The organism is Pseudomonas sp. 13B_2.1_Bac1, assembly GCF_025466155.1.
Classification (GTDB): domain Bacteria; phylum Pseudomonadota; class Gammaproteobacteria; order Pseudomonadales; family Pseudomonadaceae; genus Aquipseudomonas; species Aquipseudomonas aylmerensis.
Map to the genome: position 1 here is coordinate 110,230 of NZ_JANLOH010000006.1, position 13,422 is coordinate 123,651.

At 60.7% G+C, this 13,422-nt stretch carries 8 protein-coding genes; 3 read left to right on the forward strand and 5 right to left on the reverse strand.

Annotated features, from left to right (window positions below; all coding sequences use genetic code 11):
• Positions 1-210: 210 nt before the first annotated feature.
• Positions 211-1,557, forward strand: coding sequence for a putative porin (locus NTD80_RS01685; protein WP_065909643.1), 1,347 nt, complete (start codon positions 211-213; stop codon positions 1,555-1,557).
• A 107-nt stretch (positions 1,558-1,664) separates the two neighbouring features.
• Here the strand turns inward: NTD80_RS01685 and NTD80_RS01690 are convergent, their stop codons facing one another.
• From NTD80_RS01690 to hrpA, 4 genes are all read right to left on the reverse strand, one after another.
• Positions 1,665-1,910 carry a zf-HC2 domain-containing protein gene (locus NTD80_RS01690; protein ID WP_106802993.1) on the reverse strand — a complete coding sequence of 82 codons (246 nt, stop codon included), beginning with the start codon at positions 1,908-1,910 and terminating at the stop codon, positions 1,665-1,667.
• Entirely contained in the window at positions 1,904-2,518 is a 615-nt protein-coding gene (locus NTD80_RS01695) for an RNA polymerase sigma factor (RefSeq protein WP_065909639.1), read from the reverse strand. The genes NTD80_RS01690 and NTD80_RS01695 overlap by 7 nt, the downstream gene beginning before the upstream one ends.
• 159 nt (positions 2,519-2,677) lie before the next feature.
• Entirely contained in the window at positions 2,678-3,799 is a 1,122-nt protein-coding gene (locus NTD80_RS01700) for a beta-ketoacyl-ACP synthase III (protein WP_065909636.1), read from the reverse strand.
• Between the two features lie 638 nt (positions 3,800-4,437).
• The gene (hrpA, locus tag NTD80_RS01705) at positions 4,438-8,349 is read right to left on the reverse strand and encodes an ATP-dependent RNA helicase HrpA (protein WP_262131873.1); all 3,912 of its coding nucleotides are present in this window, start codon (positions 8,347-8,349) and stop codon (positions 4,438-4,440) included.
• Positions 8,350-9,054: 705 nt separating this feature from the next.
• On the opposite strand from hrpA, the gene NTD80_RS01710 reads away from it, so the two are divergent.
• Positions 9,055-9,627 carry a hypothetical protein gene (locus tag NTD80_RS01710; protein WP_262131874.1) on the forward strand — a complete coding sequence of 191 codons (573 nt, stop codon included), beginning with the start codon at positions 9,055-9,057 and terminating at the stop codon, positions 9,625-9,627.
• Positions 9,628-9,670: 43 nt separating this feature from the next.
• Here NTD80_RS01710 and aceK read toward each other — a convergent pair whose 3' ends face one another.
• Positions 9,671-11,392 carry a bifunctional isocitrate dehydrogenase kinase/phosphatase gene (gene aceK, locus NTD80_RS01715; protein ID WP_262131875.1) on the reverse strand — a complete coding sequence of 574 codons (1,722 nt, stop codon included), beginning with the start codon at positions 11,390-11,392 and terminating at the stop codon, positions 9,671-9,673.
• Between the two features lie 392 nt (positions 11,393-11,784).
• Between aceK and NTD80_RS01720 the strand changes: the two genes are divergently transcribed.
• Positions 11,785-13,410: a methyl-accepting chemotaxis protein gene (locus tag NTD80_RS01720; protein ID WP_262131877.1), complete on the forward strand. Its 1,626-nt coding sequence runs from the start codon at positions 11,785-11,787 to the stop codon at positions 13,408-13,410.
• Positions 13,411-13,422: the final 12 nt, after the last annotated feature.

The following is a 13,422-nucleotide window of genomic DNA, read 5'->3' on the forward strand; positions in this document are numbered from 1 at the left end:
TCGCCGGACAAGGCTCTAAACCGATAGTTCCATTCTTAAATAATTTGTCATCTAGATGACATCACTTCGCCACTGTTGCGTCATAAACGATCGTGATACTGACGCCTGTTTTTAGAGCGCCTGGTTCTAACAGGTGGTTATTTGTCCGTCCGTCATCGGTCGGTTGTGTCCTGGATGGTTTGCCATCCCTCCTCACTTTCGGAGATTGATATGCGTCTTGCTTCCACTAAAACTGCGGCGGTCCTGTGCGGCGGCCTGTTACTGGCCCTGAGCGTTCCGGCCAGCGCTGCAGTCGACGCTAAATTGCTCGACATGCTCAAGGCCAATGGCCAGATCACTGCGGCGCAGTACACCGAGCTGCAAGCGGAACTGGCCAAGGATCAGAAAGAAAAGCAGATCGCACAGCAAGCTCAACAAGAGACCAACGAACAGATCGCGGCCACCGCGAAAAAAACCAACGACCTCAGCGTGTTCGACCAGAAGCTGGCCTGGGCCGCCAAGACTCAACTCAAGGGTGATGTGCGTTTCCGCCAGGAAACCGTCAAGATCGACGGCACCCCCAACAACGGTGGCAAGGACAAGGATCGCCAGCGCATCCGTGCCCGCCTGGGCGCCTATACCGAAATTAACTCGCAGGTCGACACCGGTATCCGTATCGCCACCGGCAACAGCGAAGACGCCCGCTCCACCAACCAGGACCTGGACAGCTACTTCAACAAGAAGTCGCTGTGGCTGGACCTCGGCTACATCGACTATCACCCGGACCAGATCAAGAACCTGCACGTGATTGGCGGCAAGATGCTGCAACCCTGGGTCAGCATGGGCGACGTGATCTGGGACAGCGATGTCAACCCGGAAGGCCTGGCGGTGACCTACAAATACCCATTGGGCACCAGCGCCGAGCTGTTCGGCAGCCTGGGTAACTACACCCTCAAGGACAACGTCAACGGCGAAGGCGTGCAATTTCGCAATGACCTGCGCATGACGGCCGGCCAGTTGGGCTCGCGTTTCTCCCTCACCGACAACCTGAAAGTCACCCTGGGTGGCAGCGTCTACGCTTTTCAGAACGATCAGGACAGCCGCTGCCCTACCGCTGGCTCGACTCAATGCCTGACGCCGGCCGAAACCATTGCCAACACCGCAGCCGGCAATGCCAGCGAGTACCGTTTGTATGAAGGCTTCAGCCAAGTCGATATCGGCGGCCTGGCCGTACCGTTGTCGTTCTACGGTCAATACGTGAAGAACAACGAAGCCACTCAAAAAGATCAGGACACTGCCTGGTTGCTGGGTGCCAAGTCCAAGGTGTTCGGCTTCAACCTGGACTACAACTACCGCGACGTACAGCGCTACGCAGTGGTCGGCGCCTTCACCGACTCCGACTTCGCCGGCGGCTTCACCGGTGCGCGCGGTCACAAGTTCAAGGTCGGCTACGACATCGACAAGAACTTCGCCATCGGCGCCACGTACTTCCTGACCAAGGCCGATTACGCCAGCGCCCCGGGCTACCGCGACGCGAACGCCAATACCCTGCAGCTGGATGCAGAAGCCAAGTTCTAAGTGTCAGCGTTGAACACCTTGGGCCAGGACGGCCCGAGGTGGTTGTAACAGTCTTGCGTGGGCGGGGAGATCCCCATCATCCGTTCGCCCCACCCACGCGAGCCTGCCTATTCCCCGTCTTTCTGATCCTTGAGCCGCTCGTCAGCCAGGCGCTGCGCCAAGGCATCCACATCCTTTACCGGCGCTTGCGGCATGATCTTCAGCGTCGCCTGCATCAGGCGCATCTGACGGATGAACCGTCGGCAGTTCGGGCAGAACATCAAGTGATGACGCACCAGCAGACGCTCGCGAAAGGTCAATTGCCCGTCGAGATAGTCACTGGACCGCGCCACTTGCTCTTTACAGGTCAACATTCGCCCGTTTCCTCAAAATGCTCCACCGTGGCGAAGACTTTAAGCCGTGCTCGATGCAACAGCACACGGACATTGGAGAGCGAGAGTGTCAGAAGATTACAGATTTCTTCCAACTCCAGGCCCTGGCGTTCGCGCAATACCAGCACGCTGCTTTGCAAATCAGACAGGTTCAGCAACGTATGCTCCAGGCACTTGCGCAGTTCATCCTCGGTCAGCAGGGCTTCCGGGGTGTCCTGGTGCCAGGCGTAGGGCGCGACGGCCCAGTGGCCATCATCGGGGGTAAAACGGTCGTCGCCAATGGTGCCATGGGGCGAAGGCAGGTCGTCGAGCAGCACTTCCCGGCGATTCTGCTTATAGCGACCCTTGGCGGCGTTGGCCGTGATGGTCAGCAGCCAGGTCTTGAGGCTGGAGCGCCCCTCGAACCGGGCCAGGTTGCGTACCACCGACAGCCAGGCGTCCTGCACCACCTCATCGGCATGGCGCTGCCCGACAATGGCATAGGCCACCGCGCGCATCGCGCTTTGATAGGTGGTGACCAATTCCTTGTAGGCCCGCTGCTCACCCTTGAGCAAACGTTCAAGCAGGTGCGCGTCGTCCGCTGCTGCCATGTCTACCTCGATTCCACTGTGCAAGCCCGCTAATGCAGCAACCAGGCCCTGGTAGGAGTTGGCTTGCGAGCGATGCAGGCACCTGGGTGATTCAGTCGCACCGCGCTGATGCGATCGCTGGCAAGCCGTCGCCTACAGGGACGGCGTTACCCCGGTAGATCAGCGCTTGCGCAGGATCACGCTACCGATCGAATAGCCTGCGCCAAACGAACTGAGTACCGCGACAGCGCCCTTGGGCAGGTCGTCCTGGTAGGTGTGGAACGCAATCACCGAGCCGGCCGAGCTGGTGTTGGCGTAAGTATCGAGGATCACCGGCGCTTCTTCCACCGAGGCTTCGCGGCCCAGCAGTTTCTTCACAATCAGGTGGTTCATGCTCAGGTTGGCCTGGTGCAGCCAGAAGCGCTTCACGTCTGCCACGTTCAACTGGTTTTCTTCCAGGTGCACACCGATCAGCTCGGCGACCATCGGGCAGACATCGCGGAACACTTTGCGGCCTTCCTGCACGAACAGCTTGTCGGGCGCGCCGATGCCCTCTTCCGCCGCGCGGTTGAGGAAGCCGAAGTTGTTGCGGATGTTGTTCGAGAACTTGGTCAGCAGCTTGGTGCTGACCACGTCGAACTGGTGCTCGGAGGTGGCCAGGTCGGCACGCTCGAGGATCACCGCGGTGGCCGCGTCGCCGAAGATGAAGTGGCTATCGCGGTCACGGAAGTTCAGGTGGCCGGTGCAGACCTCCGGGTTGACCATCAGGATCGCCCGCGCCTGGCCCAGCTGAATGCTGTTGGCGGCGTTCTGGATGCCAAAGGTCGCCGAGGAACACGCCACGTTCATGTCGAAACCGAACCCTTCGATGCCCAGGGCTTCCTGGACTTCGATGGCAATGGCCGGATAGGCGCGCTGCAGGTTGGAGCAGGCGACGATCACGCCGTCGATGTCGGCGGCGGTCTTGCCGGCGCGCTGCAGGGCCTGTTCGGCAGCGCCGACGGCCATCTGGCAAAGCACCGACCACTCGTCATTGCTGCGCTCGGGCAGACGCGGGGCCATGCGCTGCGGGTCGAGAATGCCGTCCTTGTCCATGACAAAGCGGCTCTTGATGCCCGAGGCTTTTTCGATAAAGGCGGCGCTGGATTCGGTCAGCGGCTGAACGTCACCCCGCTCGATGGCGGCGGCGTTGTCGGCGTTGAACTGCTGCACGTAGGTATTGAAAGACTGCACCAGCTCTTCGTTGGAGATGCTGTTGGCCGGGGTATACAGGCCAGTGCCGCTGATGACGACGTTATGCACGGTCGTTCCTCTAAATCTGTCAGGCAGAAGATATTGGTACCGTCGTACCAAACTGTAAGTCGTTCGATTCCGTCCAGCGGCATCAAACTGGCAACGCTTTATTCCATCGCGCCGTGGCTGTACGCCAGCCCATCCCGACGATCCCGGCATTTATAACCGCGAAGTTTGCCACAAACCCTGGGATTTGGCGCCATGTGCCCGATAAACCTGCTGTGCAGTGGTTTGGCCCTGTGGCAAGCAGGCTTGTCTTGATGAGCGGCCTTGTTGTGGCTGGCGAGCCTGTGGTGGCAAGCAGCCTTGTTGTGGTGAGCAGCCTTGTTGTGGCTGGCAGCCTTGTTGTGGCTGGCAGCCTTGTTGTGGTGAGCAGCCTTGTTGTGGCGAGCAGGCTTGCCCTGCGTTGGGCTGCGCAGCAGCCCCAGTCCAACTCCTCGGTCTGTCAGATAGATCCGGTGAGCTGTTTTTGGGGCTGCTTCGCAGCCCAACGCAGGGCAAGCCTGCTCACCACAAAAAGCCCGCCAGCCACAACAAGCCTGCTCACCACACAGGCCTGCTCACCACAAAAAGACCACTCACCACCAAGAAAACCCATCTGCCACAACAAGCCGGCCAGCCTTAGCAAGCCCGCTCACCACAATTTTTCAAGCCTCGACCAGGCTCCATTGCTTGCTCAAGCGCTTGTCGGAAATCGGCACTTTGGTGCCGAGCTGCTGGGCGAACAACGACACCCGATATTCCTCCAGCCACCAGCGATAGAGCTCCAGCTGCGGGTCGCGCTTGCCTTCCTGAGTGTGTTTGTTCAGGCGGTTCTGGTATTGCGCCCACAGGCCGCTCAGTTCGGTGCTCCACACCCGATCCTTTTGCACCTGGCTCGGCAGTTTCTCCAGGCGCAATTCGATGGCCTTGAGGAATCGCGGCAGCTCCTTGAACCACTGCGCCGGGGTTTCGCGCACAAAACCGGGATACACCAGGTTACTCAATTGTTGCTTGATATCGTTGAGGGCCACCGCCTGGGCCAGGTCGATCTTGCCCTTGAAGCGCTTTTGCAGGCCGTGCCAGAGTTTCAACACCTCCAGGGTCAAGCGTGCCAGGCGTTCGGCATGTTCAGTCCAGCTGCCACGCTTGCGTTCGGCCAACGCGGCGAGGCCGGCGCCGTCACGCGGCAAGCTGGCTTCGCCTTCCAGCACGCAGCTGTCGAGGCTGGCCAGCAGGATGTCTTCGACCAGCGCGTCGATGCGCCCCAGTTCGCGGTACATCAGGCCCAATTCAGTGAGGCCGGGCAATTTGCCGCGCAGGAATTTCGCCGGTTCCGCCAGTTGCTGCATCAGCAGGCGCTGCAACGCGCGGCGATGCTGGAACTCGGCTTCGGCAGCGGTGGAGAAACGCCCTTCCTTGACCGTGCCGTTTTCCTCCACGAGCGCCGGGTAGACGGTCATCGACAGACCGGCAATGTTCTGCTGGGTCTTCTCGGCCACCGCGGCGAACACCTTGGCCTCCACCGGCTGCTGGCTTTTCGCTGTCTGCGGTACCGCCAAGGCCGCTTGGCTGGCTTGCGCAAAACGTGCCGTCAGCTCGGCCAGGTCGCGGCCTTCGCCGAGGAACTTACCCTCGCCATCGACCACTTCCAGGTTCATCTTCAGGTGGCTGTCCACCTGCTGCGCGGCCTCGGCCCAGGCTTCATCGCTGACCCGTGCGCCGGTCATGCGCAACAGTTCCCGGCCCAGGGCCTGGGGCAGCGAGCCCTGGCCGAATTCAATGCGCTGCAACGCCGCCTTGACGAAATCCGGCACCGGTACGAAGTTCTTGCGCAACGCCTTCGGCAAGTTGCGCACCAGGGCGATACATTTGGCTTCGATCACCCCGGGCACCAGCCATTCCAGGCGCTCCGGCGGCAACGCCGGCAGCAGCGGCGCGGGGACGCGCAGGGTTACGCCGTCGCGTGGATGATTGGGCTCGAAGTGGTAACTCAAGGCCAGCGCCAGGTCGCCCAGGTGCAGGGTGTCCGGATAATGCGCGGCGGTGACCTCGCTGGCCTCGCGGGCCAGCACGTCTTCTTCGCGCATGATCAGCAGTTGCGGGTCTTTCTGGCTGTTGACCTTGTACCAGCTATCGAACGTGGCGGTCTGGTGGATCTCCGCCGGCAGGCGCGCATCGTAGAAGGCGTACAGGGTTTCTTCGTCGGCGAGGATATCTCGCCGGCGCGCCTTGGCCTCCAGCTCATCGAGCTGTTCAAGCAGTTGCTGATTGGCCGTGAGGCACTTGGCCCGCGACTGAGTTTCGTCACGCACCAGGCCTTCGCGGATAAACAGCTCGCGCGACACCACCGGGTCAATCGGCCCGTAATGCACCGGACGACGCCCGACCACGATCAGCCCGAACAGGGTGATCTGTTCAAAGGCGACGACCTGGCCGCGCTTCTTTTCCCAATGCGGTTCGAAGTGGTTTTTCTTGATCAGGTGCCCGGCCAGCGGCTCGATCCAGTCGGCATCGATCTTCGCCACCATGCGCGCGTAGAGCTTGGTGGTTTCCACCAGTTCGGCGGTCATCAGCCACTGCGGGCGCTTCTTGCCGATGCCCGAGGACGGGTGGATCCAGAAGCGTCGCTGGCGTGCACCGAGGTAATCGCCCTCTTCAGTCTTCTGGCCGATCTGGCTGAGCAGGCCGGACAGCACCGCCTTGTGCAGTTTCGGGAAGTCCGCCGGCTCTTTATTGACGGTCAGCTGCATGTCGCGGCAGATCAGGCTCAACTGGCGGTGGGAATCGCGCCACTCGCGCAGGCGCAGATAATTCAGGAAGTTCTTGCGGCACCAGTTGCGCAGCGGGCTGGCGGTCAACGCCTGGCGCTGCTCTTCAAAGCCGCGCCACAGATTGACCAACCCGGCGAAGTCCGAGTCGGCGTCTTTCCACTGGGCGTGCGCCTGGTCGGCGGCTTGCTGGCGTTCCGGCGGACGCTCTCGCGGGTCCTGGATCGACATGGCGCTGGCGACAATCAACACTTCCTGCAGGCTGCCGAGCTTGGCCGCTTCCAGCAGCATGCGGCCCATGCGCGGGTCCACCGGCAGCCGCGCCAGTTGGCGGCCCAGCGGCGTCAACTGGCTGTTGCGGTCCACCGCCGAGAGTTCTTGCAGCAAATTGAAACCGTCGCTGATGGCCTTGCCATCCGGCGGTTCGATAAACGGGAAATCGGTGATTTCGCCCAGGCGCAGGTGCAGCATCTGCAGGATCACGGCGGCGAGGTTGGTACGCAGGATCTCCGGGTCAGTGAATTCCGGACGGGCGATAAAATCTTCTTCGCTGTACAAGCGCACGCAGATGCCCGGCTCAACCCGCCCGCACCGGCCTTTACGCTGGTTGGCACTGGCCTGGGAAATCGCCTCGATCGGCAGGCGCTGCACCTTGGCGCGGTAGCTGTAGCGGCTGATGCGTGCGGTGCCGCTGTCGATGACATAGCGGATGCCGGGCACGGTCAGCGAGGTTTCGGCGACGTTGGTCGCCAGTACCACGCGCCGCCCAGGATGGGACTGGAAAATCCGCTGCTGTTCGGCCGGCGACAGCCGCGCGTACAACGGCAAAATTTCGGTGTGCTTAAGCTGGGCCTTGCGCAGCATCTCGGCGGCGTCACGGATCTCGCGCTCGCCGGGCAAAAACACCAACACGTCGCCGGGGCTGCGGCGCTCGCTGCGCTCATAGGCGGCAATTTCATCGAGGGTGGCGAGGATCGCCTGGTCGACCGTCAAGTCGTCCTCGACGCGGTTGCCCTCCTCGTCCTGCTCCAGGGTCAGCGGGCGGTACCAGGTATCGACCGGGAAGGTGCGGCCCGACACTTCGACAATCGGTGCATCGTCGAAATGTTTGGAGAAACGCTCCAGGTCGATGGTGGCCGACGTGATGATGACTTTCAGGTCGGGGCGACGCGGCAGCAGGGTTTTCAGGTAACCCAGGAGGAAGTCGATATTGAGGCTGCGTTCGTGGGCTTCGTCGACGATGATCGTGTCGTAGCGTTCCAGATACCGGTCGTTCTGGGTTTCGGCGAGCAGGATGCCGTCGGTCATCAGCTTGATCAGGGTGTTGGAATCGCTCTGGTCTTCAAAGCGCACCTGATAACCGACCAGCGCGCCCAACGGCGTCGCCAACTCTTCGGCAACCCGGCTGGCAACGCTGCGCGCGGCAATCCGGCGCGGCTGGGTGTGGCCGATCAGGCCGTACTGGCCGCGACCGATTTCCAGGCAGATCTTCGGCAACTGGGTGGTTTTACCCGAGCCGGTTTCGCCGGCAATGATCAGCACCTGATGCTTGTTCAGCGCATCCTTGATCTCGTCACGCTTGGCCGCAATCGGCAGGCTGTCGTCGTAACGAATCACCGGCAGGCTGGCGCGCCGCGCCGTCACCTGGGCACAGGACGCCTGCATGCGCGCCACCCACTGCGCCAACTTCTCCTCGTCGGGTTTCTTGCGCAACTCGAGCAACTGCCGCCGCAAGCGGTGGCGGTCGGCGAGCATGGCGTGATCGAGATTTTTCAGCAGTTGGTCGATAGCGGGCGCTTGGTCAGTCATCAGGGCGGCAAGGGTCTTTTGGGTGAGGCAGGTGAGGCCTGCGCAGCGTAAGTCATCAGAGAGGATGGGGATTGTCGCAGATTTCGACAAGTAGGGAGACGGTCAGTCAATCATGACTGACCTGACCTACCGCCTACGGCGACATTTACTACGACATCGAGTGGATCATTCGGCGTTTTTAACAGCAGAAGTCCGATGGGATGGGAGACGTGTGAAAGATTCAATGGGGCTTCCAGACAACCACTTCCATTTTTTAACGTGAACGGAGCTTCCATGCAGATCAGGCCATCCACTGCGCCCTCGCAAAACCCGCCCTCCTACGCTGAAGCAACGAATCCTCGCAACCCGCCGCCCTATGAACACCCTCCGAGCTATGCGCAAGCAACAGGTACGCAGTCTTCGACCCGTAATAGCCCTGCCCCATCCGCGCCGGCCACCAACTTGACGGCGAATCGAATCGCAAACAGCACTACAAACGGGCAGGCAACGATCGGGATGCGCTTTTTGTCCAGCTTGTAACATGACGGCTCGGCTGAGCAGTGCAGCCGGAGAACCCCTCGAGACGCTCTGGAGTTCAGGTGTAAAGCATATTCAATGCCTATCAGCACTCTATGCGCCAGGCCCATCGAGGAATGAACTTCATGGGCGTTCTATAACGCTGCAGCCTTTGCCGAGCCGACCGCTTCTACCTATGAGGACCTCACTATGCCAATTGACTCCATCAGCCACAGCAACGCGTCTCATCGTTACGCAGACAAATACCAGAGCATTGCGCCGGAATCCAGCTCGACCCCAGGTTCGTGGGTATCCGACCCCAGCGGCAGCAAATCGGAAAGCCGCTACAAACCGCTGGTCAATACGAGGTCGAGGGACCTGAACGCCGAGAAACATTTGGCAGACGCGGCGCTGAATCCGAGAAACCCCAAAGCTCAGTTGGTGAAACTCAACCAGCCAAAAGATTTGGACATCCTGAACAAACCGACGTCGTTGAACAAGTTCATCCTCACCCGGGACGGGCAGATGATAGTGGGCAACGTCGACAAAAGCGTACCGCCAAAGTGGGTATCACACCCTGCTCTCGCCGAAATCGGCGCCGGTCCTGGCCAATCGCAGAATGTCATCAGTGCCGGCTACATAAAAAAGGACTTTATGGGCAAAACGCGTCTTTCCCATACCTCTGGCCACTACCTGCCCCAGCAGAGTGACCTGAGACCTGCACAGCAACATTTAAAGAACATGGGCGTGACGTCAACCAAGGGTGAATGCGCGATCGTCTGACCTGCGGATAACCAAGGGTGGGCAGTTCAGACACTGTTCACCCTCATGAATGATCACGTTCCTTGCGCCGATACGGAAACACATCAATCACCTTCCCCGCGCGAATCGCGTCCTGCAAACCTTTCCAGTAATCGGCGTTGTACAACTCGCCATGCAATTCATTGAACAACTTGCGCTGACCCGCATCGGCGAACAGGAACGGCGGAAATTCTTCCGGGAACACGTCCAGTGGACCGATGGAGTACCAGGGTTCGGAGGCCATCTCGTCCTCGGGCGTGCGCGGCGCAGGAATATGGCGGAAGTTGGCTTCGGTGAGAAAGCAGATTTCGTCATAGTCGTAGAACACCACGCGGCCGTGGCGGGTGACACCGAAGTTCTTCAGCAGCATGTCGCCGGGGAAAATATTCGCCGCCGCCAGTTGCTTGATCGCCAGGCCGTAGTCTTCCAGGGCTTCGCGCACCTGGGCGTCGTTGGCGTTGTCGAGATAAAGGTTGAGCGGGGTCATGCGCCGTTCGGTCCAACAGTGGCGAATCAGCACGGTGTCGCCTTCGACTTCGACGGTGCCGGCGGCGACTTCGAGCAGCTCGGCCAGGCATTCCGGCTCGAATTTGCTTAAGGGGAAGCGGAAGTCGGCGAATTCCTGGGTGTCGGCCATGCGCCCGACGCGGTCGACGCTTTTGACCAGGCGGTACTTCTCGATCACCGTGGCGCGGTTGACGTTTTTCGACGGCGAAAAGCGGTCCTTGATGATCTTGAACACGGTGTTGAAGCCGGGCAGCGTAAACACGCTCATGACCATGCCACGCACGCCGGGGGCCATGATAAAGCGGTCGTCGGTGGTCGCCAGGTGGTTGATCAGCGCGCGGTAGAACTCGGATTTGCCGTGCTTGTAGAAGCCGATGGAGGTGTACAGCTCCGCAATGTGCTTGCCCGGCAGGATGCGCTTGAGAAAACCGATGAATTCCGCCGGCACCGGCACGTCGACCATGAAGTAGGAACGGGTAAACGAAAAGATGATCGACACATCGGCTTCGTCGGTGATCAGTGCATCAATCTGGATGCCCTGCCCTTCACGGTGCAGCAGCGGGATCACCAACGGCCACTGCTCGTCGCGGGTGTAGATACGTCCTACAAGGTAGGCGCCCTTGTTGCGGTAAAGCACCGAGGAAAACAGCTCGACGTTGAGGTCCGGGTCCTTGCACACCCAGTCCGGCAGGTTTTCGCGCAGTTGCACTTCGAGGCGGCGCAGGTCGGCGGCGAGGTCCGCGTAGGGTTCGCTGAAACGGTAATCGGCGAAGATCTGCGCCAGCATCTCGGCGATCTGGCCGCCCGGCGTATACGTGCGCGTCTGCGCCGCCCGTGCCCGGCGCAGGCTGGGCCGGGTGGTGTGGATAAACATGCAGCCATCGCTGATCAGGTCATGGCTGAAAAGGCCGCAGAAAATCGAGTTGTACCAGGTCTCGGACAGCTCATCGTCGAAACGCAGGTCGATCAGGCCGATGTAGGCGCTTTTCACTAACGGCCACACTTCTATATCGAGCAATGCCGCGTCGGCAAAATTCGCCCGCAGGCGTGCGGTCACCTCGCCGACCTTCTCTTCATACAGGTTGATACGCGCCGCCGAGGCCGCCTGCCCCAATTGCCACTGGGCCTTTTCGAAACGCTCGCGGGCACCGTCGGTGATCTGGCGAAAGTGCTCACGGTAGTCGTCGAACCCTTCAAGGATCGTGCGGGCAATGGCGAGTGCGGGCGTGGTGAGCGACATGCGGGAAACCTCGAACGGGCATCGGGAAGTCCTGAGCTTAGCCAGTGTAGTGAGACAGGAGAAGGGTGACTTTCAGCGCCCCGTTGTACAACTTCGTTCACTTTGTACATTTATTTTCAATTTATTTATTTCGACTGTACGGTCAATAAACGCACCAAAAAGTCGCACGCCGTTTTCACTCCAGGCCTTCATCGACGTGGCCTGCCAGCGTGAACCAGGAAAATCGCGCGGCGCCTCGAGGGTACATACCCCTAGCAGAGCTTTGGATCCAACTAAGGGAAACCCTGATTACCACCTTGATGGCACTTTGATATATAGCGCGCCCTTTCCCACCCTAACAAGGTCCAGAGACCGATCCGGGATCAGGTTTTAATTGCCCAAGGAGCATTGAGATGTCATTGAGGAATGTGAAAATCGGCCTGCGTGCCGGATTGAGCTTTGGGGTATTGGCCAGTCTGCTGGTAATTGTCGGCCTGTTTGGCCTGGGCCAGATGGCCAAGCTGCGCGAGAGCGCGCTGGTCATCGAAGACGCCTGGATGCCGAGCATCGAGAACGCCCACGACATCGCCGCCTACGTCGCCAACATTCGCCTGGAAGGCCTGCGCCTGGTCACCACCGACGAATCGCGGATACGCGACACCAGCAGGGCCTTGATCACGCGCAACACCAGCGAATTGCAAGCGCTGCTGGAGCGTCACGAAAGCCTGCTGAACAACGATGCAGAGCGTGAAATGCTCCAGCAGGCAAAAAGCAATGTGGCGACCTACCTGGGCACCGTCGGCCAAATGGTTGCCCTGGTCGACAAGGACCAGCAACAAGACGCCATCGACCTGCTGAACGTGCGCCTGGCGCCCCAGGGCATGGCCCTCAACCAGAACCTGGAAGACCTGATCGCGTTCAACCAGAAAGGTGTCGAAGCGGCAGCCGACGCGGCTGCCGAGACCTATTCGAGCGCGCAGTGGGTTGTCGGGCTGATCATCGTGGTCGCGCTAATCGCCACCTTGCTGCTGGCGTGGCTGCTGACCCGCAGCATCACCGCGCCGCTCGGCCAGGCGTTGATCGTGGCGCGTACCATCGCCGGCGGCGACCTCAGCCAGCCGATCGTGGTGCACGGCCATGACGAGCCGGCGCAACTGCTGGGCGCCCTGGCGACCATGCAGGAACAGTTGCAAAGCACCATTCGTGGCATCAGCGAATCCGCCCAACAACTGGCTTCCGCCGCCGAGGAGATGAGCTCGGTGATGGAGCAGAGCACCCGTGGCCTGCAGGCACAGAACGACGAAATCGAACAGGCCGCGACGGCCGTGACCGAAATGAGTTCGGCAGTGGACGAGGTGGCCGGCAACGCAGTGTCCAGCGCCGAAGCCTCCAAGGCTTCCGATGAAGACAGCAAGCACGGCCACTACCAGATCAGCGAAACCATCAGTTCGATCCAGAACCTGGTGGATGAAGTGCTCGGCGCGTCGAACAAGGCCGAAGGCCTGGCCGTGCAGGCCCAGGACATCAGCAAAGTGCTGGAAGTGATTCGTGGCATCGCCGGGCAAACCAACCTGCTGGCGCTCAACGCCGCCATCGAAGCCGCCCGTGCGGGTGAGGCCGGGCGTGGTTTTGCGGTGGTCGCCGATGAGGTGCGCTCGCTGGCGCAGCGCACCCAGGACTCCACCGAAGAAATCGAGCAGATGATCACCGGCATCCAGCAAGGCACCCAGGACACCGTCGACGCGCTCAACAGCAGTGCCGAACACGCCGGCCAGACGCTGCAGCGGGCCAACAGTGCCGGCAGCGCCCTGGAAAAAATCACCGCAGCGATTTCGCAGATCAGCGAGCGCAACCTGGTCATCGCCAGCGCCGCCGAGCAGCAGGCGCTGGTGGCGCGCGATGTGGACCGCAGCCTGGTGAACATTCGCGACCTGTCCACCCAGACCGCCGCCGGCGCCACTCAGACTTCGGCGGCCAGCCAGGAACTGTCGCGCCTGGCAGTGGACCTCAATGGCATGGTGACGCGGTTTATCCTTTAAACAGTGATTGTG